Annotated in this window: 24 protein-coding genes; 3 read left to right on the forward strand and 21 right to left on the reverse strand. The window is 30.9% G+C overall.

Translation table 11 applies throughout. The features are described from left to right. Positions 1 to 329: 329 nt before the first annotated feature. Positions 330 to 1,106, forward strand: coding sequence for a DeoR/GlpR family DNA-binding transcription regulator (locus tag C661_RS0110080; protein ID WP_017415187.1), 777 nt, complete (start codon positions 330 to 332; stop codon positions 1,104 to 1,106). Positions 1,107 to 1,209: 103 nt separating this feature from the next. On the opposite strand, the gene C661_RS24225 is transcribed toward C661_RS0110080, so the two are convergent. From C661_RS24225 to C661_RS0110170, 18 genes are all read right to left on the reverse strand, one after another. Continuing rightward, positions 1,210 to 2,004, reverse strand: coding sequence for a GNAT family N-acetyltransferase (locus C661_RS24225; RefSeq protein ID WP_017415188.1), 795 nt, complete (start codon positions 2,002 to 2,004; stop codon positions 1,210 to 1,212). 77 nt (positions 2,005 to 2,081) lie between these two features. Beyond that, positions 2,082 to 2,648, reverse strand: a complete 567-nt coding sequence (locus C661_RS0110090) for a GNAT family N-acetyltransferase (protein WP_017415189.1) — start codon at positions 2,646 to 2,648, stop codon at positions 2,082 to 2,084. Positions 2,649 to 3,120: 472 nt separating this feature from the next. Continuing rightward, positions 3,121 to 3,852 (reverse strand): NAD(+) synthase, encoded by a 732-nt coding sequence (gene nadE, locus C661_RS0110095; RefSeq protein WP_017415190.1) that lies wholly within the window; start codon positions 3,850 to 3,852, stop codon positions 3,121 to 3,123. Positions 3,853 to 3,873: 21 nt separating this feature from the next. After that, the gene (locus C661_RS0110100) at positions 3,874 to 5,343 is read right to left on the reverse strand and encodes a nicotinate phosphoribosyltransferase (protein WP_017415191.1); all 1,470 of its coding nucleotides are present in this window, start codon (positions 5,341 to 5,343) and stop codon (positions 3,874 to 3,876) included. Between the two features lie 2 nt (positions 5,344 to 5,345). Beyond that, positions 5,346 to 5,894, reverse strand: a complete 549-nt coding sequence (locus C661_RS0110105) for a cysteine hydrolase family protein (protein ID WP_026051009.1) — start codon at positions 5,892 to 5,894, stop codon at positions 5,346 to 5,348. Between the two features lie 13 nt (positions 5,895 to 5,907). Then, a complete protein-coding gene (locus C661_RS0110110) occupies positions 5,908 to 6,705 on the reverse strand; it encodes a ribose-phosphate pyrophosphokinase (RefSeq protein WP_017415193.1) in 798 nt (265 codons plus the stop codon). A 20-nt stretch (positions 6,706 to 6,725) separates the two neighbouring features. Continuing rightward, positions 6,726 to 7,616, reverse strand: a complete 891-nt coding sequence (locus C661_RS0110115; protein ID WP_017415194.1) for an NUDIX hydrolase — start codon at positions 7,614 to 7,616, stop codon at positions 6,726 to 6,728. Between the two features lie 177 nt (positions 7,617 to 7,793). Next, entirely contained in the window at positions 7,794 to 9,491 is a 1,698-nt protein-coding gene (locus C661_RS0110120) for a peptide ABC transporter substrate-binding protein (RefSeq protein WP_017415195.1), read from the reverse strand. Positions 9,492 to 9,936: 445 nt separating this feature from the next. Beyond that, positions 9,937 to 11,898 carry an FtsX-like permease family protein gene (locus tag C661_RS0110125; protein WP_017415196.1) on the reverse strand — a complete coding sequence of 654 codons (1,962 nt, stop codon included), beginning with the start codon at positions 11,896 to 11,898 and terminating at the stop codon, positions 9,937 to 9,939. Then, positions 11,885 to 12,652: an ABC transporter ATP-binding protein gene (locus tag C661_RS0110130; RefSeq protein ID WP_017415197.1), complete on the reverse strand. Its 768-nt coding sequence runs from the start codon at positions 12,650 to 12,652 to the stop codon at positions 11,885 to 11,887. The genes C661_RS0110125 and C661_RS0110130 overlap by 14 nt, the downstream gene beginning before the upstream one ends. A gap of 244 nt (positions 12,653 to 12,896) precedes the next feature. Further along, positions 12,897 to 13,949, reverse strand: a complete 1,053-nt coding sequence (locus C661_RS0110135; protein WP_017415198.1) for a sensor histidine kinase — start codon at positions 13,947 to 13,949, stop codon at positions 12,897 to 12,899. Between the two features lie 15 nt (positions 13,950 to 13,964). Beyond that, positions 13,965 to 14,654 (reverse strand): response regulator transcription factor, encoded by a 690-nt coding sequence (locus C661_RS0110140; RefSeq protein WP_017415199.1) that lies wholly within the window; start codon positions 14,652 to 14,654, stop codon positions 13,965 to 13,967. 84 nt (positions 14,655 to 14,738) lie between these two features. Next, positions 14,739 to 15,362 (reverse strand): cyclase family protein, encoded by a 624-nt coding sequence (locus C661_RS0110145; protein WP_017415200.1) that lies wholly within the window; start codon positions 15,360 to 15,362, stop codon positions 14,739 to 14,741. A 143-nt stretch (positions 15,363 to 15,505) separates the two neighbouring features. Continuing rightward, on the reverse strand, positions 15,506 to 15,769 hold the full coding sequence (locus C661_RS0110150) for a hypothetical protein (RefSeq protein ID WP_017415201.1): 264 nt from the start codon (positions 15,767 to 15,769) through the stop codon (positions 15,506 to 15,508). Positions 15,770 to 16,093: 324 nt separating this feature from the next. Further along, positions 16,094 to 16,441 (reverse strand): hypothetical protein, encoded by a 348-nt coding sequence (locus tag C661_RS0110155; protein ID WP_017415202.1) that lies wholly within the window; start codon positions 16,439 to 16,441, stop codon positions 16,094 to 16,096. A 111-nt stretch (positions 16,442 to 16,552) separates the two neighbouring features. Beyond that, on the reverse strand, positions 16,553 to 17,002 hold the full coding sequence (locus C661_RS0110160; RefSeq protein WP_017415203.1) for an NUDIX hydrolase: 450 nt from the start codon (positions 17,000 to 17,002) through the stop codon (positions 16,553 to 16,555). Positions 17,003 to 17,117: 115 nt separating this feature from the next. Continuing rightward, on the reverse strand, positions 17,118 to 17,906 hold the full coding sequence (locus C661_RS0110165; protein ID WP_017415204.1) for a class I SAM-dependent methyltransferase: 789 nt from the start codon (positions 17,904 to 17,906) through the stop codon (positions 17,118 to 17,120). Positions 17,907 to 18,026: 120 nt separating this feature from the next. Beyond that, complete coding sequence (locus C661_RS0110170; protein WP_017415205.1) at positions 18,027 to 18,608, reverse strand: nitroreductase family protein; 582 nt, start codon at positions 18,606 to 18,608, stop codon at positions 18,027 to 18,029. Between the two features lie 540 nt (positions 18,609 to 19,148). On the opposite strand from C661_RS0110170, the gene C661_RS0110175 reads away from it, so the two are divergent. Together C661_RS0110175 and C661_RS21670 are read left to right on the forward strand one after the other, a co-directional pair. After that, entirely contained in the window at positions 19,149 to 20,933 is a 1,785-nt protein-coding gene (locus C661_RS0110175) for a PAS domain-containing protein (RefSeq protein ID WP_017415206.1), read from the forward strand. Between the two features lie 412 nt (positions 20,934 to 21,345). Beyond that, positions 21,346 to 22,041, forward strand: coding sequence for a DUF3784 domain-containing protein (locus tag C661_RS21670; RefSeq protein WP_017415207.1), 696 nt, complete (start codon positions 21,346 to 21,348; stop codon positions 22,039 to 22,041). A 240-nt stretch (positions 22,042 to 22,281) separates the two neighbouring features. Here C661_RS21670 and C661_RS0110185 read toward each other — a convergent pair whose 3' ends face one another. From C661_RS0110185 to C661_RS0110195, 3 genes are read right to left on the reverse strand one after another with little or no spacing between them, the layout of a single operon-like run. Further along, entirely contained in the window at positions 22,282 to 23,064 is a 783-nt protein-coding gene (locus C661_RS0110185; RefSeq protein WP_017415208.1) for an ABC transporter permease, read from the reverse strand. 4 nt (positions 23,065 to 23,068) lie between these two features. Then, the gene (locus tag C661_RS0110190) at positions 23,069 to 23,872 is read right to left on the reverse strand and encodes an ABC transporter permease (RefSeq protein ID WP_017415209.1); all 804 of its coding nucleotides are present in this window, start codon (positions 23,870 to 23,872) and stop codon (positions 23,069 to 23,071) included. Further along, positions 23,869 to 24,843, reverse strand: coding sequence for an ABC transporter ATP-binding protein (locus C661_RS0110195; RefSeq protein WP_017415210.1), 975 nt, complete (start codon positions 24,841 to 24,843; stop codon positions 23,869 to 23,871). Before C661_RS0110195 ends, C661_RS0110190 begins: the two co-directional genes overlap by 4 nt. Between the last annotated feature and the right edge of the window lie 141 nt (positions 24,844 to 24,984).

The raw sequence follows: 24,984 nt of genomic DNA on the forward strand, positions 1-24,984 counted from the left end.
TATTAAGAAATATTCTAGATATAACAAAAACATATAACCTAGGGTTTAGATTATATGCTTACCTTAAAATTTATATTTACTTTTTCATTGTTGGGTTTTCCATAGTCTTTATAGCTTAATTATGTTGCAATCCCTTGATATAATGAACCTACAATGTTCTAACTACACATTATTAATGTTTATTAACATTATTTCCTTATTATTAATTATTTTTCAGTTTTATTTCCAGATTATGTTGATATTCGTTAACATTCATGATATAATATTAATAAAGATGAATCATAGTGCACAATGATTTCTCTTTAATTATTAAAAAGGAGCATATTTTTATGTTTATTGAAGAAAGGCACCAAGCTATTTTAGACATTATCTCTGAAAATGGCAGAATATCTATTGGAGAAATTCAGGAAAAATTTAACGTATCTGTTGACTCCGCAAGACGAGACTTAAGAATACTTGAAGAAAAAGGCCTTTTAAAAAGAACTCATGGTGGTGCAATTCCTACAAGACAAGTTGCATCAGGTAAACCACCAAAAACTACAGCAAAGGATATAACCTCTGTTAAAGATAACTATCTTTCAATAGCTCTAAAAGCTGTTTCCATGATTAATGACAATGATGTAGTTTTTATAACTTCTGCAACCCTTGGTTATTTTATGGCTCAAAACTTACCAAGTGATATCCGTATTAGAGCTGTAACAAATTCTATCATAATTGCAGAAGAACTCAGGAAAAAGGATAATATATCTGTAATTTTTTTAGGAGGAGAAATGGATAACAAGGGCAACTGTTATGATGCCTTTGCCGTTGAAATGATTACTAGATTAAGATTTGATAAATGCTTCATTACTTCTGCTTCTATATCTCCTAAGTTTGGTTTATCAATTCAAAAATCCGTAGCAATCACCTTCTGGAATGCTATAATTGATAGTTCAAGAGAAACAATCGGATTGTTTCCTACAGAAAAAATTGGCTTTGAATCAATATTAAGTATTTGTCCAGCTAATAGATTAGATACCTTAATTACAGATTGGGATGCCTCTGAGGAAGACCTAGCTGCTTTTGACGAACAAGGAATTAATGTTGTGGTGGTAGAAAAAGAGTAAAATTATAGGGCAGGTTTCCTGCCCTTTTAAATTTGCTATTCTTTAAGACTTAGGTAACGCATATTTAAATTGCCACTGTAATTTTTTAAAAACTATAGATATTCTACTTACCTTCTTTGCCCTCCCATAAACTCCAGAAACCAATTTCTTCAAAGCCTAAATTCTTATATATCTTTCCTGCGGCGGGGTTATCGTAAAACAAACAAAGAGTTCTGCCCTCTAAGAGTAAATCCTTGCACAATTTAGAAACAACTGCGGTAGCATAGCCCTTATTGCGATAATTAGGGTTTGTACAAACTCCTACAACCATAGCAGAATGCTTATTTTCTGCTGTTGTTTCAGCACTACATACCATTTCACCCTTGTGATTTTTTATATGATACCCTCTTCCACCTTTACTTGAAAATTTACTTTTTAGTCTTTCTAAGGTTTCTATATCTTCTCTTCCATCTATTATAGTGTATAATTCATAAAGCTTTACTACGTCTTCTTGCAAAGTAGGTTGTATTACCTCTAGTAATACTCCACTATATAATTTATCAAGTTTATCTAGCTTTGCAAAATACATTTCACGCTTTCCATAAACTTTTATATGGTGAGAAAACTTTTCTACCACAGACATTTTCCCACTTAATAAGCTAAAATTATAGTCTTTTAAAATTTTAGAAAACCCAAGTGCATCAAATTCACCCTTAGAGTAAACAGTGAAATCATCATAAAATCTCAGTAAAACTGCAATGATATCATTATTTTCATTAAATTCTCCCCAATACTCTATAAACTCCTCATTGAACCCAAAGTTCTCTAAATCTCCTATTATAAATAGGTTTAGTTCCTTTTCTTCCATCAAAAATTTCTCTAACTTATTTTGATGGGAAGCGTTTAATTTCAAAATCATCTTTTACCCCCATAGACTTTTAGTCCTTACTTCATTCACCTAAAGCTTGCTTCCCCTGTCTCACTCTACCTTCATGCCTACTTATTTAACACCTTATTAATTATTGAATCTTGAAATTCCTCATTTAAAATATCCATGTAAACTTCATCATACTCATTATTTCCATATATAATTGCTTTTCTTCTTCTGCCAATTTCTTTAAAACCACACTTCTTACATGCTTTTATTGCTGGCTCATTGAAGGAAAAGGTTTCAATCATTATGTTTCTTAAATTAAGTACATTAAAGCCAAAATCTAGTATTAATTTAGTAGCTTCTGAGCCTATGCCTCTATTTCTGTTGCTTCTCTCTCCGATAAACATACCCATAACAGCATTTCTGTTTATATAGTTTATTCTCATAAGTCTTCCTATTCCAATGACTTCATTATCTTCTGCTCTTACAATGTAAAAGGCATAGCCTCTGCTATTATTCATGTTTAAAAGATATTCTCTTTGTGTATCGTAAGAAATCATATCCGATATATCACCAGTTCTAATTGCAACTTCAATATCATTACTCCACTTAGCTACCTTTTCTGCTTCATTGCCATCTACTGGTGATAAGTAACACTTTTCCCCCACTATTTTTCTTAAATAACTCATTAAACCAACTCCCCTTAAATATGCCATAAAATATAATAATCAAATTAAATACCTTATGATTTTTTATCGTTTTTTAAATCTTGCTCTTAAATCCATAGTAATCCTTGATTAATACCCCTAGGAATATATTACCAACATTCACATAATCATGTAAATACCTATTTATGTAAAACCTTTTTACTTCGTTACTTTTGAGCTCATATTCGCTAAAACTCAATATTCTAAATAGAATAAATGCAGTGCTTTACAATACATTGTCTTTTATCTAGTATAAACTTTTTTAAATAACCCCTCTATAAAAGTAATATTACAACTTATAGAAAATTAAGGATTGTTAAAATTTAAGATGAACCTTGTGTTTGTATGGAACACAAATACAAGGTTCATCTTAAACACAATATCTAAAATTAAAACTAACTATACAAATCCTCAAAATGAACTCATACTGCTTAAGAAAATCATTAAGCTTATATTACTCTATCTCGCATTTTGGTGGTAAAGCTCGCTTATGCTTATTATATTCATTTTTCAACTTGATCTTCTCATCTATTTCTTTATCTCCACAGCTTCCATTTTCTATATATTCATTAATTTGCTTATAGGTGAAGCCTAGTTTCTCTTCATCTGATTTTCCACTTAATCCATCACTAGGAGTTTTATGCACTAAGTCATAGGGTAATCCTAAATAATCCCCAACAGCTACAACCTCCTCTGTAGTTAAATCTCCAATTGGGTTAAAATCATAAGCACTATCTCCCCATTTTGTTGTATAGCCTACAAATGCTTCTGATTTATTTCCTGTACCACATACTCTGTAATGAAGATTTGCAGCAATTGCATACACTGTAGTCATTCTTAGCCTTGGTGGTATATTAATTTTAGCATCCTGTGATAAATCTTCTTGAATTTCCTCCACTAACCCTTTATATGCCTTTTCTATATTCACCACTTTATAGTTAATTCCTAAAATTTCAACTACCCTTAAGCTATCCTCTATATCCTTCTGCTCCCCATTAGGCATTAAAACTCCAAATACTCTTTCTTTCCCTAAGGCTTCAACTAATAGTTTAGCTACAATAGTGCTGTCCTTTCCTCCACTAATCCCAATTGCAGCCCCCTTAGCACTTGGCTGAGCTTTAAAATAATTTCTAATCCAAGTTATAATTTCTCCACATACCTTTTCAACATTAAAACCTTTTCTCACTATCTTCTCCTCCTTATAAACTTAAAATTTTCCGTGTAGTCTATTTCTTATTTCTGATAGGGAATAATCCTTAATTAATACTCCATCCTTAAATACTAGTTCTAGTAAATTATCCTTATAACTTTCTTGTTGTTTTATGGTTAATTCATCTTTATATAAGATATCTTCCCCTTGTTTAAACACATAACACATTCCCTTTTGAGATTTTTTAAAGTTGTCTTTATCTGTTTTAGGAGCCTTAAAGATGAATCTTTCTTCTTCCCCTATCACAGCATGAGTTGCTTTTAATGCAAAACCAAAGGTGTCCCTAGTATTATATTGATAAGTGTAAGAACCAATTCCAAAAACACAATTATTAACTGCAAACCCCTTTTCCATAAGCCCTTTGCAAATTTCTTCGCACCTTTCAATAGTAATGCTATCTCCATAAATTGCACCTATTTTACTATTTAGCACCTTATAGCCCTTTGAGTTAATTTCTCCTCCAAATATATCCCAAAGCAGCTCCACTGTTCCCTTGTATTCTTCACTATCTCTTGGAGCACTACTATCACCACATATTATTTTTATAGGATCTCCACTATCGCCCCTAATGACAACCTTTCCATTTCTACTTAGAATTTCTTCCTTTAATTTTGGAAGTATCTCAGTTATTACTCTCCAATAATCATAAGTGTCTGAAACTATACTTAAAACTCCCCTTGGAAACACTTCTGTGATTAATCTTTTATAGGCTGAAAACTCATCCTCTCCATAGCTACACATTACACTGTGCTCTGTGGAAGGTGTTCCAAGTCCAACTAATTCCTTCTCCACATCACAATTATAATATTCTTCAAGGTAAGCAATGGCTGGAATAGTTGCAGTTCCAAGAAAAGAGAGAAGATGAGCTGCTCCACTAAGCTCTGCACTCTCCACAGAACTAAAACCCCTCATACTAAAATCTCCACAACCCCTTCTTACCTCTCCATTATCTACAGTTAAATTAAAATATTTTTCTATTATTTCTCTATATCTATAACCAATTGTGGCACTGGTCATAGGCTGCCATATATTACAGCTCATAAAAGTTTCTAAATAATTCACCAGCCATGGAAAATCTTCATGGGTGTTGGTAATTTCAATCATTGGAGTTTTAATATTTACCCTTGCACCTTCAGCTATAGCTTTAACTTGTATAGGTAAATATCCTAAAGCATGAAGAGCTTCTATATGCTTTGTATCAGCTGCAATATTTCCTAAGGTATTAGAAATAATTCTCTTATACTCCTTGATAACCTCTTCCTTATCTCTTTTAAAGAAGTTATCATTAAAATACTGGATTAAATACTTTTTAATAAAAGGCTGAAGTCCAAACATAACCACCTTATCCATGTGCTCTTTTCTAGACATTCTAGGAGTCCAGTAACTTACTAATTTAGTCATGCCTTCTGCATAACACATATGGTGAATTGTCTTGTAAAAATCCGTTAATAGCATTGGATTTATCATAGTTATTTCCCCCTATTAATCACTTTTCCCTGTAACCCTTCAATTACATCTAATGCTTTTTCATGAAGTGAAGGGTCAAAACTAGCACAAAGGCTTCCATCAACTATAATTTCTGCATTTCTATATTGGGACTGGAATAAAACCACGTTGCTGATTACACAAATATTAGTAACAACTCCCACTAATTGAATTTCTTCAACCTCTTCTCCAATTTCTTCTGCTATTTTAATCATGTCCTTTGGAGAAATCCCAAAGCCCCTTTTTTCATAATGAAGGGTATTCTCTATATTTGAAAACCCCCTTAATCTTCCATGCAATTTATGACCTTCGCTGCCCTTAAGGCAGTGATTAACTGGCAAGTTTTTTCCTTCTCTAGTTTGTAGATAATCTTCAAAGTGAGTATCATAGGTGAATATTACTTTATTTCCTACCTTTAAATACTCCTTCACCTTGTTATAAATGCCTTCTTCAAGGGTTGTAGCTTTCTCAAAGCCTAGTGCTCCGTCCACAAAATCCTTTTGATAATCAATAACTACTAACAATTTCCCCATTATAAATACCTCCCTATATTTCATAAACCCTAATTTTTTCATGTTTTTTGCTCAAAATACTATTAGTTGTATAAATCCCCTTTACTAAGTCACTATTTAGTAAGTTTCCTTCAAAAATTGTATTTTCACAGTGGGTAACTACTAAATAGATTTCACTAGTTCCCATTTCCTTTAACTTACTAGCTGTCATCATAAAGGTTCCACCCTTTGAACATAAGTCATCTACTATAATTGCCTTAAAACCCGCTTGCTTCACATGACCATTAATTTCAAGACTTTTTATGAAGCCTGTTTTAAAATCTCTTTCTTTATTTGCTGTTAATATATTTTCATAGTTTATTTCTTTACCATATCTTTTAGCAGCACCAGCATCAGGATAAACCAAATAAACGTCTTCTTTTCCCCCATTTAAATTCTTTAAAAGCTCTTCTGTTAAAACCTTAGTCATATTTACTACCCTAACTCTATCTAGCAAGGCAGTGGTTACCTCTGAATGAGGCTCATAAATTGTCACAGTTTCAAAGTTTAAACTATTAATTGTTTTGCATAAATGTTTTAAAGTAAAAATCATTACGCCTTCTGTTCTATCCATTCTACTATACGGCATGTATGGAATAACTAAATTGCACTTTATTCTTAGTTCGTCTAAATGATACTTTAAGAACATTAAGTGAGTAATATCTTCATCATTTTCAAATTTAACTTTTATTTCATTAAATCCTTCTTTAATTTTTAAACTCTCACTCTTAATAAAGGACTCCCCATTAGGAAATTTATTAACCTCTAGCTTCTCATCATTTAAATAAATCATTTTATACCACCCTAACTTTTTTAAAAATTATGTTCCCAGTTCTCATTGAACTTAAACATTTTAGCAGGCCTAAAGGGTCTACCTTCTAATTTTTCATCAGTTTCAATAATCATATCTCCCATTTTTCTTCTAAAATTCAAAATTTCTCTTCCCATAATAGCTTCATAAACATTTTGAAGCTCTTTTACTGTGAAAATCCTCGGTAAAAGGTTAAAGGCAATTGGAGTATACTCTACTTTGTTTCTCAATCTATCAATGGCATAATCTAAAATCTTATAGTGATCAAAGGCTAATTCTTCTGTGGAATTCTCTATTAGTTTATAGGAAGTTTCTTTTCTTCTAAAAACATCTCTCCCTACTTTCTCTATAACCTCATAATTGATGGTTACTTTTCCGTCATGAGACTTAAGCTTTAAAATATGCTTCTTTTCTATATACTCTTGGTGTTTTTCACAGCTTAAAAGATTTTTATCTACCCAAAACCATTGACTTTTTTTATCATCCTTGATTTCTTTAATTTTTATACTACTTTTTTCAACCAATGCAAGATTTCCTACGCTAATAACTCTTGTTCTTTTATCTCTATCTACATCCCCAAAGGTATAAAGCTGCTCAGTATACACTTTATCTATTCCTGTCTTCTCCCTAAGCTTTTTCTTCGCGCCCTCTTCTAAGCTCTCTTCCATTTGAACAAAGCCTCCTGGAAGAGCCCATGTATCTTTATAAGGGTAATCTTCTCTATTAATTAAAATAACCTGCATACCCTTTTTAGGTATCTTCCTAAGATTATCTTCCTCTATATCCTCTGTTGTAAATATTAAAATATCATTGGTGACACTAGGTCTTTTATACTGACTTTCATCATAGTTTTTTAGGAATTCATCTTCTTTATTTATAAAAAAGTTATCCAAAGCAACTTCCCCCAAACTTAATTTCATTTAGATAATATCATATTGATGTTATGTACTTATTATAAAACTTCTCCCACTATATGTCAATGAGACTTACTTAAATTTTCCTTTTTAAATTTCTGTAAACTTAGGAACATTTTTATAATATAAAAGCAGTGCCTAAGCACTGCTTTTATATTATTCTCTTCCTTCAGTATAGGTGTATTTTAAATCTATAGTTCCAAAGGTTGGAGCTGCATAATTTTTAACAAATTTTCTTATAAAAGTATTTTTAAATCTCCATATACGAGGTGAAATTACACCATCTTCATACACAAGAAGCCTTTCAGCATCCTTAAATAAGTTAGTTCTCTTCTCCATATCTGTAGTTTTAGCTGCCTCTTTTATATAATTATCATATTTTTCACTTTCCCATCCAGTATTAGTTATTCCTGCATTACTTATAAACAAATCAAAGAAGGTGTTTGGGTCGTTGTAATCTCCAGTCCATCCACTACCTGCAATTTCAAACTCATATTGCTCTGTTCTCTTTTGGAAAACCGCCCATTCAACGTATTCACACTCAACATTTATCCCAAGCTTACTCTTGTAGTTTTGCTGAGCAAACTCAGCAAATTCTTTAGATCTTGCATCTGTACCTGACTCTAAATATTTGATATTGAGTTTCGATGGATCTGGATCTAATCCAAGCTCTTTTAACCCTTCTGATAGCAAAGCTTTTGCATCAGGATGTTGCTTCTTTAATTCTTCTACCAAATTATGATTAACTTTCTCCCTAAAGTCTTTACCATCTATCTGTATTCCAGGTGGACACCAAGCATATGCTGGTTCTGCTAACCCTCTATATAATGTTTTTGCTACTCCTTCTCTATCTTCTGCTATAATAAAGGCTTTTCTTACCTTCTCATTACTAAATAGCTTATTTTTTTGATTGAAAAGTGTATAAAAACCTGTACCATCATATCCTTTTTTTACATCAAACTTTCCAGTTCCATTGAATTTATCTATCCACTCTTGCTTAGATACTCCTGCGCTATCCAAGGAACCATTGTAAAGCTCATTCATTCTTGAAGTTTCTTCTTTTATAATTTTCATAGTTACTTTTTCTAATTTTACATTTTTAGCATCCCAGTATTCTGGATTTTTTTCTAGTTCAACTGCATTGTTGTGAACCCAATTTTTTATAATAAAGGGACCTGAAAACACCATAGTATTAGCTTCAGCTCCATATAATTCTCCGTGCTGTGTCAAAACATCTTCTCTTTGTGGCTGCATAACCTTAAAATATGTTAAATCTAAGAAATATGCACAAGGTGAACTTAGTGTGAATTCAATTGTCTTATCATCAACTGCCTTAATTCCTAGATCTTCAACCTTTGCTTTACCACTATTAAACTCATTAGCATTCTTTATAGGGAATAATAGAAAAGCATATTGAGATCCGGTTTTTTGATCTAGAGTTCTAGTAATTCCGTACACATAGTCTTTAGCTGTAATTGGCTTACCATCACTCCATTTTGCATCTCTCAAAGTGAAAGTCCACTTTAATCCATCTTCAGACTGTTTCCATTCCTTTGCTCCGCCTTCTACTATCTTATCCTTTCCATCCTTGTCCACAGTAATTCTTGTTAAGGCCTCCTGAGTGTTTGTTAACACCTGAGAAGCTACTGAATCTGTAGATTTTGATTGATCTAAAGTTTTAGGTTCTGCAGCAAGAACAATATTTAAAAATTGCTCTTTGTCCATTTTTGTTTCCTGAGATGTACTATTATCCTTATTAGATTCCTTTGCATCTTCTTTTTTGCATCCCACTAGCAAAGTGGTTGATACCATTGACATAACAATTAAAGTTGCTAATAATTTTTTACTTTTCAATCCCATTTCCCCCTCTTTATGTTTTCATCCTCATAAATTAATGAACAATCCCCATATTATTCATTTAAGTAAATTTATGGATTTATTTATTTATATTACACTATGTTTTTGTAATATTCAATATATTTTTAAAATTATAAATATATTTTATTGAAAATAAGCATATTCACAAGCCTTTTAAAAAAAATCAGCAACTACTTGTATTTTTTTGAATTCATTGTAATCTCCACTAATTACAAGGCTTTACTGGTATTATTATAGGTCAAAAAAGCTTCCTTTCCTATATAAAAATAAAAGTGATAAGGTTATGCAACTCCTTATCACTTAATAGCTAATCTAATTATTGTGATTACATCAAATCAAAACAAATTTTGTTGCTTTTTATTGGTTTCCATTTTACTTAAGTGCGTTCCTATGATGTCAGTGACATTTTCACTACGTCACCTTACCTCCAACTATTAATCTGTTTTACATACATGTACTTTGCAAAGCTATAGTAAATTATTTGAAGTAATAAATAAATACCTACTATAATCATTAAATAAAAGCTTAGGCTTGTTCTTAATAAATTACTAAAAGCTATTATTGCAAAACTTGTGTGACTAAAGGCTATTAAGAAGGGAAGAAAGAACATTATAAAACACTGAGTGCTAACAATTTTTTTAACTTCTTCAATAGACATTCCTATCTTTCTAAGTGCTATAAATTCCTGTCTATCCTTTTGAACTTCATTAAACATTTTAAAGTATAGGATGCTTCCTGTTGCTATAAAAAATAGTATGGCGATAAAGGTTCCTATAAAGAAGAACAGTGACATGCCCGTCATCAATCCTGAAATATCTATAACTCTTTCTCTAAAATCATAAGCTCTTTCCTTTGGAACTTGCCTTATGATTTCTTCCACTGCATCTACAGCTTTCATCCAGTTTTTTATGTTATACCCATAATAAACTTGTAGCTTTTCTTCTGTTAGCGCACTCTTAATTTTATTGAAGTCCTCGTCACTAAGAACAGCTGTATTAGTAGCTTCTTGATTTGCATTTATTATTCCTGAGGTAATTTCATCTTTTATAAGCCAGCTGGTTGATTCACCTTCAATATTTAGCTTAAGCTCCTTTTTATCTAGGAACATTTTTGTCCCTTTACCTCCTGTAAAGTTATAAGAATGTACTAAAACTTCACCCTTATTAATTGTAGTTGTAGGTTTTTTCTGTTGTTTTGCTAAGGAGTTATAATCACTATTACTCATAATATAAAAATCTTTATTATTTGCTAGTCTATTATATTTTATAGCTTCATTTTTAGGTAAATCCTCATTAGTCCCCTTTATTAGTATTATTTTATTTTTATATTGAATCTCATGTTTGTGGGAAGCTAAAATTTCTTCTACCTTTTCAGTGCTTATTATTTCATGGGTACTTAATCCACTTTCTACAAAGCTTATATCCTGTGGATAATTTAAAATCGAACTATGTTGAAGGGTCTTTTGAAAAGAGTATACACTTGCTGAGGCTGTAAGGGTTACCGCTGAGAGTATCGACACAGCAAATAATATTCTCGCATTATCTCTTAGCTTAAATATTATTTGGGACAAGGTTATCATATTAGTTCCCTTATAAAAAACGCTGCTATTGTTTTTAAGTTTATTAGTAAAATACACGCTAAACTGTGAGTAAAGCAGATAAGTTCCTGCTACAGTAACAATTAAAATTGGAAACATAGTAAATATTATAGCTTGGTTTGAGAATACTGCAGTGCTATAACCTACTCCTATTAGAACTATTGATAAAACTGCTTTCTTTGGAGAAAATTCTGGTATTGGTTTAGCAATTTTTTCTCCTTTTAAAAGTTCAATTATATTATTATTTTTAATCTTATAACTTGCCATAAACCCAATGCCTTGAAACAATACTAAAAAACTTACTGTGGTTATTGCTATAGCTTTAACTGATATATTTAATGGAAGTTCTGCATCTAAAATTAGAATTGCTGAAACTGCCATGAAAAATAGTTTTGAAAACAATAATCCAAAAAGTAATCCCGTTCCTATGGAGAATAAAGAAACAATAAGGTTTTCAAACATTACATAGCTTCTTATTTGACCTTTTGTAAGTCCAAACATAGATAAAAGTCCAAATTCCTTCTCCCTAGACTTTAAAAAACTTGTAATAGAATAGTTGGTAAATACAACTGTAAAAATCAGTATTACAATTTCACAAAGAAACATAGCTTGGGCTGTCATTCCTCCCATTTGTCCCATGGTTTTTACATTTTTCACTTGCGGATTAAACAGGAAATTAGCAAAAATAAAGAAAACCATAACCACTAAGGCATTACTTAGATAATACATTACAAATTTATTTAAATTACCCTTTATATTTTTAAAAGCAATACTACGCAAGGTCATTATATCTTCCTCCAATCATGGTTAATGAATCCATAATTTCCTTAAAGAAAGCTTGACGGTTGCCTCCTTTTACAATTTCTAAAAAGTGCTTACCATCCTTAATCATTATTATTCTCTGACAAAAACTAGCTGCAAAGGGATCATGAGTAACCATCATAATAGTGGCCTTTTTTTCCTTATTAAGATTATCTAAAGACTCCATCACATCTTGAGATGCCTTTGAATCAAGGTTTCCTGTTGGCTCGTCTGCAAGTATTATTGCTGGATTATGAATCAACGCTCTTGCACAAGCTGCCCTTTGTTGCTGTCCACCTGAAGTTTCATAGGGTCTTTTATTTAAAATATCTTTTATGTTAAGTAAGGCAGCAATGCCCTCCACGCTTTTTTCAATTTCCTTTGGATTCATTTTATCAAGTACTAGAGGAAGTACTATATTTTCCTTTATAGATAGTGAATCTAATAGGTTAAAATCTTGAAAAATAAACCCAAGTTCCTTTCGTCTAAATAATGCTGACTTCTTTTCATCAAGTTTTGCTGGATTTGTTCCATTTATAAAAAGTTCCCCTGAAGACGGTGTATCTATAGTTGCAAGAATATTTAAAAGGGTACTCTTTCCACTTCCTGAGGGTCCCATTACTCCTACAAATTCTCCTTGATTTATATTAATACTAAATTTATCAAGGGCCTTTACCTTTAAACTTCCTCTTTTATCACCATAAATCTTAGTTATATTTTCAGCCTTTAATATTGACATATTATCCTTCCTTTCAATTTCAAATTTAGGGTTTATCTATAGGGAACGAAATCAAGACTAAAATTATACATAATTCCCTATCTTGGTTCCCTTAAGGCTTTTTAAAAATGAACAAAATATATTTTCATCTTGGAAGCCTATACAAAGCATAACTGAAAACCCTAAATATATTATAAAAAAAATAGAGAAATCAACCTATTGATTTCTCTTTCAAATATAACTTTAACCTTACAAAATTGAAAGGTTAAAATTTAAATATATTCTTGCCTTCATAAAATTCAATAGAAAAGGTAGTGCCCTTTCCTTTCTCTGATTCTACAGTGATATTATGATTTAACTCATCACAAACTCTTTTTGCTAAATACATTCCCATCCCCGTAGACTCTGAAGTTTTCCTTCCATTCTTTCCTGTAAAGAAGGCATTGAATACTCTACTTAAATCTTCCTTAGGAATTCCTATACCCTCATCGCTTATGGATAGAGTTATCTTTGAGCCCTCACAGTTAATTTTGAAACTTATGCTTTTACTTCCTCCAGTCTCAACTTTTGAGTATTTTATAGCATTAATAACTATTTGATTTATAACAAAGTAAATCCACTTTCTGTCTGTGTGTACTGTTATTTCATCATTGCAATGAATTTTAGGAAATATATGATATCTAATTAAGGATTTTTTATTATCATTTACCACTTTTCTCACAATAGAAATTATATCTAAAGTCTCCACATTAAAATCTAAATTAAACTCACTAAGCCTAGCATTATACAACATCATATCAAGACCATGAGACAACTTTTCATTTTCTTCAGCTATGCTACCATATATTTCTCTATTCTCCTCACTTTGCGCTTCTTGAAGTAATAAATTAATAACTGATACCGGAGTTTTCATTTGATGCACCCATTGGTTTATAAAATGTATGTACTGTTTATGTGCTTCTTCATACTTTATAGTTTTATTTCCACAGAGTTTATAAGTGTTAAGTAAAATTCTTTTAATCAATTCTTGTTCACTACTGTTTGGACTTCCAAGATTTAAAATATAATCTAAATCTTCCTTTGATTTTGATATTAAATCTAATTGCTTATAAAAATCTTTATTTTTATAATACTCATAAAGCAAAAACATCAACAGTAGAACTGCTGAAACTAAAAGTGCATATAGTACATTATTTATTGAAATATGATTTCCTCTTATAATAAAGCTTAAACTCATTATAAGAATTGTTATTAAAGTACTTAAAAAGCATACTATTATGTAAGCAATTCTATCCTTAAGGAACTTTTTAAGTTTCATACCTTCACCTACTTTTTACCATCTAACTGCTATTTTATACCCTTGACCTCTCTTAGTCTCAATAACTTCACTAATTCCAAGGTCCTCAAGTCTTTTTCTTACCCTTGTCATATTAACTGACAAGGTGTTATCATCAACAAAATCCACATCACTCCACAAAACCTCAAGTAAAGTTTCCCTTGAAACAATTTTATCTGCACTTTTAAGTAAGGAATATAAAAGCTGAAACTCCTTCTTACTAAGCTCTATGGTCTTTTCTTTATACTCAGCAGTATTTTGATTTAAATATAAAAATAATCCATTAACCTCTAATACCTCATTGCTGGTGGCTTCCGCATAATCTCCATAAACCCTTCTCATAACTCCTTTTATCTTTGCAAGAAGCACCTCATAGGAAAATGGCTTTGTAATATAATCATCTGCTCCATTTTCAATAGCCATAACTTGATCCATATCAGAATCTCTAGCTGAAATAAAAATTATAGGCACCTTTGATATCATTCTTATATCTCTACACCAATAAAAGCCATCAAACAAAGGTAAATTAATATCCATAAGAAGTAGCTGAGGATTATTTTTTACAAATTCTCCTTTTACATTTGAAAAATCTTCTACAATATAAGTTTTATATCCATATCTTTCTAGATGGTTTTTTATAAGGCTGCTTATCTTTTTATCATCTTCCACAATCATTATACTATACATTTTAAATCCTCCTCCATGGTCTTAAGCTATTACATAGGGTTGAAAAACAATTTTTTTCTGTACCATATCCCCCTCTAAAGCTAATTATGAAATAACTCTTGCAACAACCCTTGCCATTGAACCATCAGCTTTTATCTTTAAAGGAAACGCTATGACTTCAAAACCTTGTACTTCGAGTAACCTATGAAGATTTGTTAAGTTCTCAATTATATACACCTTATTTTGTAAAAGCATTTTATGAATTTCAAAAGGATACCTATCTGGAGAAGGGATATCCATACCTATAATTTTAATATTTTTCCTTATTAAAAACTTACAAAACTCAATATCTATAATTGGATGTTCTTCATAATACTGAGAAGTACCATAAACTTCATCTAAACCAGTGTAAAGAAGTACAATACTATTTTCCTTTATTAAGTTCTCATATTCAGGTTTCATTTTGATTATACACTGATTTCTAACATCTATTATACATCCTTCTCCTATAAAAGAATCTAAGGGTATTTCTGAAATATATTCTACGCTTTCAGTTAAGTGCATAGGTGAGTCTATATGTGTGCCTGCATGCATACCAATTTCTAGTCTATGATTATTATAACTATTTACATTTAAGTACTCAGTTTGAACCAAATTTGTTTTCATATCTCCTGGGTATACTGGCATATCATCTTCAATTATTTGTGTTAAATCAATTAACTTTTCCAACTTCTTTACCACCTCTTCTATCCCTATTTAATTTGCTTAATTTCTAAACAATCATCAATTATTTTAATGCCCTACTTTTCAATTATTAATAATATTGTTTCTATAAAAGTTTTATGTAGTGCACAGTAAAACTTTTATCTTATTTATTTTATTAAATATTTTTTCTTTTTCTCTCTACCTTTAATCCACTCAGAATCTAAATCCATGTTGTGCTTTGCAGCTATTTCAAAAAGTAAGAAAAGCATATCATATACCTGATGCTGCATTTTATCTTCATTACCGCAGGAAGATTTAAGAAGAGCTAACTCTTCATCTAACATATTAAAAATATCCTCTTCCACCTCTGGTGAAAATCCAGCTTTAACCATAAATTCTTCAACTTCATCTCTATAAAAATTAAGACTCAAAAAATCATCTCCAATAATTTTATTCTTATTATTCCGAATAGGGGTCATCTATTCTATTTAAATAAATTTTAACAGGTTTCTATATTAAATTTCATATAACTTATTATGATTTTAAAACTTCCCCTTATAAGTCACTGACTATAAACTTATACTAGAATTATAAACCACATATTTACATTATGCTATAAAAAAAAGACCACCTTTAAGATGGACTTTTAAGTCAATTTATGCACATTTTATAATTTAAAGATAGGTAACTTCTAGTAGTTAAAGAAGTTCATCAAGGCCATAAACTAAATAATTAGTTACAACTTAATACCCTTCTTAACTTTCAAGCTTTTCTAATTTTATATAACCTTTACTAAATAGTATGTCTACTAATTTTATCTTAGCCTTTTCTTCTGAATGAGCCTCTATTTCAATTGATTCATTTGAGTTAAAACTAAAGCTGAAAACCTTAGTTTTTCTACCAATTAACTTTGCAGCACACTCTCCATATTGCTTATAGTCCTCTGTGCCTTTTTTAATCTGCTCAATCTGAATTTTATATTCCTTAGCAAAGTTACTTATATCCTCCCATTTAAAGTCATGGTAAGAATACATAAATATTTCTCCATCTTTTAACTTATTAAAAAATTCTTCTTTATTTAAGTACTTAGTCAAAAACTTCACAGTTTACCCCTCCCAACCTTAACTTATATAGGTTTTATAAATATTTCTTTATATTAAAACTTACGTATTTTTATTAAGGTTTTACGGGGTGCAAAGATAATATGTTAATTTTTATATTCCATGTTCCTTACTAAGTCTTTTATTAAGTTCCCAAAGTGCAACTTTATTTCCATCCCATTTTAGATATGAAACGGCTTCTTCATAACTCACCCACTTACACTCTGTATGCTCCTCAGAAAGTATAATTTGCTTCTCTATGACCTTAACACCATAGCAATTCTCAGGTATTACATATATACTTTTATCCCAATTAACACTATCTTTAAACTGTTCTGCTGGAATTGAACTAACTGTATCTAGCTTCAGGTACTGAGATTCCTTGGATATTCCCCCTTCTTCCCAGGCTTCTCTTTTTGCTGATTCAATAACTGTCTCTCCCTCTTCTCCTCCACCCGAAATAGCCTGCCACCAGCCTGCATCACTTCTTCTGAAAATGGCATATTCTATTCCATTGCCGCTTATATAATAAGGAAAAACCAAAACTTGATAGGGTGCTCTCATACTAACCCTTCTTTCTTGCTGTAATTTAATTATTCTTAGCTGTTGAATTTATAAATAAGTTTCTCTCAAGGGTAACTTCCTATAAGTTATAACTAAGCCACTTTTAAAAACCCATTTAAATTTTTTGAACAATATCAATACTATGATGTGTCACTCCCACCATATCTGATCTCTCACATATAGCATAATGATATTTCAGATATAATTCAAAAGTCTTGTCATCCATAGCATCCACAGTATCTCTCATAAAGTTGGTGATTAAATCCGTTGCAACATAATGGAGTCTTGCAACCCTAAAATTATCCATTAGTTTAAATATGTCTTCTTTGCGATATAACTCAAATATTTCCTCTGGACTAGAGAAGGCTTTAAAGGTTTCCGTATCAACTAGTCCTTTATTTAGCAATGTATCAATATTTCCACCTCTAAATCCATAGCACATAATTGAAGCATCACTAATGCAATAAGCTGTAATCAATATACCACCTTTTTTAGTAACTCTAATAGCCTCAGATAAAGCCTTAATCTTATCCTTTTCTGTATAAAGATGATACATTGGTCCTAACAGTAAGGTTACATCATAGGTTTCTTCTTCAAAACAAGATAAATCTGTAGCATTCCTTTGTCGCACACAAACCTTCATATCCGCAGTAATTTTACTTTTAAAAACCTCAATGTTATGTTGTATTAATTCCACTGCATTAACATGATACCCTTTCTTTGCTAGTGCAAGAGAATATCTTCCCGTTCCAGCACCAATTTCAAGGATTTTTGCACCTGGTTTAAGATACTTCTCAATATAGTTCATAGTAGTTAAAAACTCTACTTTTCCATGTTTGGAAAGTAACCTTCCTTCTTCATCATAACTATTGTAATAGTCCTCTAAATATTTTAACTCTTCCATTTATAATAACACCCAATTTTATGTGTAAAATAATGTTTTCAGCCATATTCATAATTATTTTGAATACATGACCAAATATTAATGTGCATCCATATATTTATAAGATGGCTATATTAGACATTAAGTATATGAATTTATAAATACAATTTCATTCTTTTTCTTTTTTGCTCTTGGTTTTACCTCACCTTCAGGATATCCGAAAACAAGTATTTCAGAGGGTATATATGATGAAGGCAAGTTTAGTAATTTTGAAACCTCACTAACATTGAAATAAGAAACCCAGGTTGAATAAACTCCTTGTTCCAATGCTGCTAAAACCATATTGGTTCCAGGTATTTTGCTTTGATGCTCTTCAGAATTTAGCCTACTGTAAAGTTCTTTGTCCATATTTGATATTTCATTTTTCCATTCTGGAAACCTTGATACTTGAATGTCTCTTGCTCCTCTCTCATCTTCTATAACGGTTGTACACAACACAATTAATAAAGGAGCAGATGCAATCCACTCTTGATTATAAGCTGCCACTGCAATGTTGCTTATCAGTTCTTTATCATTTATTATTCCAAACATCCACGGCTGCTCATTCCCTCCAGATGGAGATAGCCTTCCTGCTTCAATAATATAATCCATTGTATCTTGAGGAATTGGCATTTGCTTAAAATTCCTCATACTGCATCTTTTTTTTAATAAATCAACTATCATGTCTTCCTCCCCAATAAAAACTCTTTTACGCTTTAAAACTTTTGCTTTGCTCTATATGATTCTGCTACCTGATATACTTCAACACTAATACTACTAATTCGCTTTTTTTAGTTAACTTTCTATTTAATACCTTTAGCTAATTTTACTATATCTTCATCATTATGCCAATATTTTGAATCTTATAAGTCTAATCTATATATAGTACTTTTATTTTTACTTAGTAAAAAACTTCCTTTATGGCAATAATATAAGAAAATTGTGATTCTAATCACATAAATTGGCATACTAGAAATAGTATAATTTTTATATAGTTGATATTAATTATCATTTGAGTGTATTTACTATATTCACCCCTAAAATCATAACCCGTAGAGTAATAAAATATATACAATTTGATGAACTGAATAAGAGATATTTATCTCAACTTTAAATATTATTAAATAAACTTACATACCAAGTGATTCAATCATAAGAAATCCTTTAATTAAGAATTAATTTACCTCTATATAATTTATTGTAGTTTTGAAAGGAGTTTTGTTTATGAAAAAAGACATAAAATATATCACAATTGATGGCAGAGGAGAACATGAATCCTTTAGGGATTGTGTTACAAAAGCAATAGAAGATTTAAAACCTGGTGAAGGCATCCATGTTATTAAGGATTTTGAGCCCTTTCCTATGTATAAAATGATGGAAAGTAAGGGTTTTGATAAATATGTTGAAAAGGTTAGCGATACTGAATATCATGCTTACTTTTTTCCAAAGCCTAAGCTTCATGATATCGAAATGCACAATCACTTAAACGTAGATAAAGAAAAAATTGAGAAAATGGTTGATATTAAGCTTGATTATTTCAATGGCAGAATTTCTCTAGAAGAAGCAAAAAATAAAATGAAGGCTTCCTTTGAAAAAATTACTGCGGAGGAATTTGCTATAGCTGAGCAACATTTAATAGGTCATGGAATTTCTGATGATGTTTTAACAGAAAGATTAGCTGAAATACTAGAAATTTTCGATGGAATTCTAGTATCTACTGAAGTTGATGTGCCAAAGGGTCACCCCATTAGAACCTATATGGATGAAATAATTGAAATTAAAAAAGTTCTTACCTCTATGAGTAAGCAGCTTAATAAAAAATTCATTAAGAATCAGTGGCTAGAATTATATGATAAGCTTAGTCAAATAAGCATTCATTTTAGTAGAAAACAAAATCAGCTGTTCCCTTCCCTTGAAAAAAGAGGCTTTGATAAACCTTCTAAGGTTATGTGGACTCTAGATAATAATATCAAAGATATAATTAGAAAATCTAAAACTCTTTTAAATGAAGATAAAGACCAAGAATTTTTAGCTCTTCAACCTGAAGTCATAGATATGGTTAAGGATATGATGATTAAAGAAAATGAAATCTTATTCCCTACAGCTATGGAAATGCTTACAAATGAGGACTTTATAAACATGAGAATTAGTGATGATGAAATTGGTTACTGCTTAATAGATCCCCCCCCTGCCTTTGTGAATCCTAATTCTAAGGTGAATACTAATTCTCTTGAAAATGGAGAAAACATGAATATAGATTTGCTTAAGGATTTAGCAGCAGTTCTAGAGAAACATGGTGTTTCTTCTAAATCAAATGAGGATGAAGTATTAAATGTTAGTCAAGGTCTCCTTACCCTGAAACAAATAAACTTAATTTTTAAGCATTTGCCTGTAGATTTCACCTTTGTAGATGAAGAAAACCTAGTTAAATTCTATAGTGATACTAAGCATAGAGTTTTCCCAAGAAGTGCAGGAGTTATAGGAAGAGCCGTTGAAAATTGCCATCCACGGGAAAGTGTTGATACCGTTGAGAAAATTATTAATGCCTTCAAGGACGGAACTCATAATGAAGCTGAGTTTTGGCTAGAAATGGGTGGAAAGTTTATATATATCCTTTATACTGCCGTTAGAGATGAAAAAGGGAACTTCAAGGGTGTTCTTGAAATGATGCAGGATGCCACTCATATTAGGAGCTTAACTGGAAGTCAAAGACTTCTATCCTGGAATGATTCAGATAATAAAACTGCAAATCAACAAGAAACTACTCCTGTTCCTAACAATGAGTACAATATAACAAAGGATACTCACATTGGAGGCTTACTAAAGGAATATCCTTATCTAAAAGACTTCCTCATAAGTTTAAGCCCAAAGTTTGAAAAACTTAATTCCCCATTTTTTAAAACTATGGCTGGAGTTGCTACCCTTGAAATGATTAGTTCTAGAGGTGGATTTCAGGTTTTAGATTTGATAGATAAGATAGTTAAAGAGATTAATAGAAAACAGAGTTAATAGATTAAGAATTTTTAGTAATGCAATAGAATCTATAATTAATTAAGCTAGTAAGGATAACTTCCTTACTAGCTTTTTTCAATAATATTTAAAATAAGCCCTTTACTATTAGATGAATCTATAAACTTTAATCACTTTCATTAAAGTTTATTATCACTACTATAATATTTTTCCAAAAGCACTTTTCCTTGTTCCATAAAGTCCTAAAAACATAAATATTTCCTCTTTATTTGCTGATAAATTCATACTCTTAATGAAAGACTTCTAATTTTTGAAAGTTAAAATTTAACAATTGTTTACCACCTACAAAACTCACTTTTGTAATATAATATATTATAAGGAAACAATGTGAATCAAATTATTTATCTATGATTTATAAAAGGGGTGAGATATCATATTTATTTTAATATTCATGGCGGTTATATTTTTAATCCTTGGAGTAGCTATAGGCAAGTACAAATGTTATTGGTTAATTAGCGGATATAATACTGCAAGTAAAGAGAAAAAACAAAAGATAGATATTGAAAACACAGGAAAAATTATTGCTAAAATGAGTTATATTGTGGCAGCTATCAACTTTTTAGGTGCTTTAGCAGCTTACTTTTTTCAATCTTCCAAGTCAATATTGATTTCTATATTTTTAATGTTAATAGTTATTTTTTATTACGTGTGGAAAGCCCAAAAATATGATCATAGTTCTAATGCTAAGGTTTCTAAAATTATTCTAGTTGTGACTATGGTATTGGTGATTGCAATTAATATACCTATTTTTTATGCTGCTAACAAATCTTCAGATGTAGAAGTATCAAAAGACTCCATAAAAATCACTGGAACTTATGGTAGAACTATTACAAAGGAATCTATTACTGAAATTAAGCTTATTGATAACATTCCTGAAATCAAAATTAAAACTAATGGTATTGGCCTTGGGAAAATTCAAAAGGGAAATTACAAATTGGAAGGCATAAATAAAGGAGTATTATTCCTGGAAAATAATGATGGTCCTTTTATTCAAATTACTACTAAATCTTACACTGTATTTATTAACTACAAAGATGATTCTAAAACTTTAGACATATACAAAAAAATAAATAGTGAGTTTAATTAGATATAATTTATTTCTCAGTAAAAAAGCACACCTTTACGATGTGCTTTTTCTCTTCTAAATAAGACTTATTATATATAAGTTGCAATATTATATCTACATTATTAGTAATTTAAAGCTACTTATATTAAGAAAATGCAAAACAGAATTAGAGATATTTATGCAGTATCTTTATTGCATTCTATATACATAAGAAAAGTTAGTCTTAACTTTTCTCTCCTTGATATTATTATATAAACCTACTTAGGATCCCGTAGAAGTATACCTTCTAACTCCAATTCTCCAGAATATATAGCTAGGTATTATAAATAGCAAAGCTACCATTGGAGATAACATATATAAAACCGTACTTCCTTCATATTTATCTATAAGAAATAAAAACGGATAATAATTTATAAAAGCTAAGGGCACTACAAAGGTAAAAAACTTTAATACCCAATTCTTATAAATATCTAAGGGGTATTGGGCAAGTTCTCTTCCTCCATCTGTGAAGATATTCATAAACTCAAGACCTTCAATGGTGAAAAAGCAAATTCCCGCGTAAATCATGAAAAATGAGAAGAATAAAACAGTACCACCTATAATCATCAGTGTTAAAGTTAGTATCTTTTCTGGATTCCATGCTACTCCACTGGTAGCTATTCCATAAATAAATACACCAAGGGCTTGTAGTAGTCTTCCAACTCTCGAAAGTTCAATTCTAGACCCTAAAACTTGAAGTACTTCATTTTGTGGTCTTACCATTATCCGATCAAACTCTCCATTAGAAATTATGGTAGAAAAGGAATCAAAACCTCTCCCAAAGCACTCAGCTAAGGCAAAGGACATGAAGATAGTACTAAAACATAGTAATACTTCATTAAAAGAGTATCCTTTTATGCTCCCAAACCTATTAAATAAAAAGTACATACTTAGGAAAGAGAAAAAAGTGGTTAGCCCCTGCCCAATGGCTGTAAGTATAAAGGAGGTTTTATATTGCATAGCTGATTTTAAGTGAATTGAAAAGTATTTTAAATAAAGTTTCATCTTCCTAACCTCCTTGCACTATGACAGTTTTTATGGTTTTAGATAATAAAAACTTGCCAAAGAGAATTAAAATCACTGCCCAAATTCCTTGCAGTGCTATTGCCTCTAGAGCCCCATATCCACTTAAGTTTCCACTATAAATTCTAAAAGGTACATTTTGCATAGCTGCAAAGGGTGAAAGATAAATATATTTAGTAAGCCACTCCGGAAGAAAAGGTAGAGGTACAAGTCCTCCAGACAGAAAATCTGCAGTCATAACCATTGCAAGCCTAACCCCCATCGGAGATATAGTATAAAAGGTAAGAATATAAACTAGCATACAGTAAGCTACCACTACTATAAATGCGCAAAACATAGCAAGTAAAAATAGTGCTGCCTCATTAATTGAACTTGGCAGGTTAAATTTATAGGGTGTAGGTAAAAAATAAGCAATGATAAGTATAGGAAAGCATCTTAAAAGGGTTTTTGAAAGCCTTGTGGCACAGCTTTTTGCAAACCATAAATTATAAATATCTAAAGGTCTGCATAGCTCGTAAGAAACATTACCACTACTAATAAGCTGAAATATTTCATTATCTAAAAACCAAGTCATAAAAAGTGCTAAAAAAGCTTGTTGTAGCCAAATGTAACTAGCAAGTTGTGAAAACTCCATAGGAGCCATTTGTGGGTTACTACTATAAAAAGTTTCATAGAGCATTATATACATAAATCCCCAAGCGAATTGAGTAGCAATCCCTGCATAAGCTGCTGCCCTATACTGAAGACCTTGTATAAATCTGATTTTAAAATAAGAAATATATGATTTCATATCTTATACTCCTTGTAAAGCCCTACTACCACATCATCTACTGTTACAGAGTTTACGCTAAAATCTAATACCTCTACTTGTTCCGTCAGATAACCTATAGCTGAAGACACTGATATTCTAGAACTATCTACTGAGATTACTGCACGAGATGAATACTTTTCTACAAACTCTAATCCTGGTAGTAGATTTATTATATTTCCTAGGTAATCAACTGTAATTGTTCTTTTTTGATTAAATTTCTGTTTAAGATCTTCTATATTTCCATCTAATAAAACTTTACCTTTGCCAATAAGGATAATTCTTTTTGTTAGTGCTTCGATGTCTTGGGTATCATGAGTGGTTAAAATTACTGTGGTTTTATTTTCTTTATTGATGTTTTTTATAAAGTCTCTCACTGCAATTTTTGATACTGCATCAAGACCTATGGTGGGTTCGTCTAAAAATAAAATTTTAGGACTATGTAAAAGAGAAGCTGCAATTTCACATCTCATCCTTTGTCCAAGACTTAGCTGTCTTGTAGGAACTTTTATTATATCTTTTATATTTAACATTTCACAAAGCATGGATGAATTCTTTTTAAATTTATCTTCTGGTATTCTATAAATATCTTTTAAGAGTTCAAAGGAATCACCTACTGGCACATCCCACCAAAGTTGAGATCGTTGCCCGAAAACTACTCCAATGTCTCTTACATGACTAACTCTATCTTTCCATGGAGTTTTTCCATTTATCCTGCATTCACCTTTATCTGGATATAAAATACCACTCATTATCTTAATAGTGGTACTTTTCCCTGCACCATTTGGACCAATATATCCCACCATTTCCCCTTCCCTAATGGTAAAAGAAACATTGTCTAAAGCCTTTACTTCTTCGTACTCTCTAGAGAATAATGCCTTTACTGCTTTTTTCAGTCCTGGGTTCCGCTTAGCTACCTTATAAGATTTTGATATGCCCTTCATTTCAATCATACTATCCCCTCCAATCTAATTATCAGTTTTATAACGAAAAACCTGCTTCTCTTAAAAGCTTATTGCTAAGGTTTAGTTTGTTTAACCTTCTTAGTTTTTCATTAAGAAACCATCTCATATTTATTCTTAAAAAAATCACAA

Source organism: Clostridium tunisiense TJ, from assembly GCF_000300195.1.
GTDB lineage: Bacteria > Bacillota > Clostridia > Clostridiales > Clostridiaceae > Clostridium_J > Clostridium_J tunisiense.

Coding starts and splice junctions, on each gene's coding strand:
- C661_RS0110080 (WP_017415187.1), top strand. CDS start 330: ATGTTTATTGAAGAAAGGCACCAAGCTATTTTAGACATTATCTCTGAA.
- C661_RS24225 (WP_017415188.1), bottom strand. CDS start 2,004: ATGATTTTGAAATTAAACGCTTCCCATCAAAATAAGTTAGAGAAATTT.
- C661_RS0110090 (WP_017415189.1), bottom strand. CDS start 2,648: ATGAGTTATTTAAGAAAAATAGTGGGGGAAAAGTGTTACTTATCACCA.
- C661_RS0110100 (WP_017415191.1), bottom strand. CDS start 5,343: ATGATAAATCCAATGCTATTAACGGATTTTTACAAGACAATTCACCAT.
- C661_RS0110105 (WP_026051009.1), bottom strand. CDS start 5,894: ATGGGGAAATTGTTAGTAGTTATTGATTATCAAAAGGATTTTGTGGAC.
- C661_RS0110110 (WP_017415193.1), bottom strand. CDS start 6,705: ATGATTTATTTAAATGATGAGAAGCTAGAGGTTAATAAATTTCCTAAT.
- C661_RS0110125 (WP_017415196.1), bottom strand. CDS start 11,898: ATGACCTTGCGTAGTATTGCTTTTAAAAATATAAAGGGTAATTTAAAT.
- C661_RS0110130 (WP_017415197.1), bottom strand. CDS start 12,652: ATGTCAATATTAAAGGCTGAAAATATAACTAAGATTTATGGTGATAAA.
- C661_RS0110135 (WP_017415198.1), bottom strand. CDS start 13,949: ATGAAACTTAAAAAGTTCCTTAAGGATAGAATTGCTTACATAATAGTA.
- C661_RS0110140 (WP_017415199.1), bottom strand. CDS start 14,654: ATGTATAGTATAATGATTGTGGAAGATGATAAAAAGATAAGCAGCCTT.
- C661_RS0110160 (WP_017415203.1), bottom strand. CDS start 17,002: ATGAGAGCACCCTATCAAGTTTTGGTTTTTCCTTATTATATAAGCGGC.
- C661_RS0110165 (WP_017415204.1), bottom strand. CDS start 17,906: ATGGAAGAGTTAAAATATTTAGAGGACTATTACAATAGTTATGATGAA.
- C661_RS0110170 (WP_017415205.1), bottom strand. CDS start 18,608: ATGATAGTTGATTTATTAAAAAAAAGATGCAGTATGAGGAATTTTAAG.
- C661_RS0110175 (WP_017415206.1), top strand. CDS start 19,149: ATGAAAAAAGACATAAAATATATCACAATTGATGGCAGAGGAGAACAT.
- C661_RS21670 (WP_017415207.1), top strand. CDS start 21,346: ATGGCGGTTATATTTTTAATCCTTGGAGTAGCTATAGGCAAGTACAAA.
- C661_RS0110185 (WP_017415208.1), bottom strand. CDS start 23,064: ATGAAACTTTATTTAAAATACTTTTCAATTCACTTAAAATCAGCTATG.
- C661_RS0110190 (WP_017415209.1), bottom strand. CDS start 23,872: ATGAAATCATATATTTCTTATTTTAAAATCAGATTTATACAAGGTCTT.
- C661_RS0110195 (WP_017415210.1), bottom strand. CDS start 24,843: ATGATTGAAATGAAGGGCATATCAAAATCTTATAAGGTAGCTAAGCGG.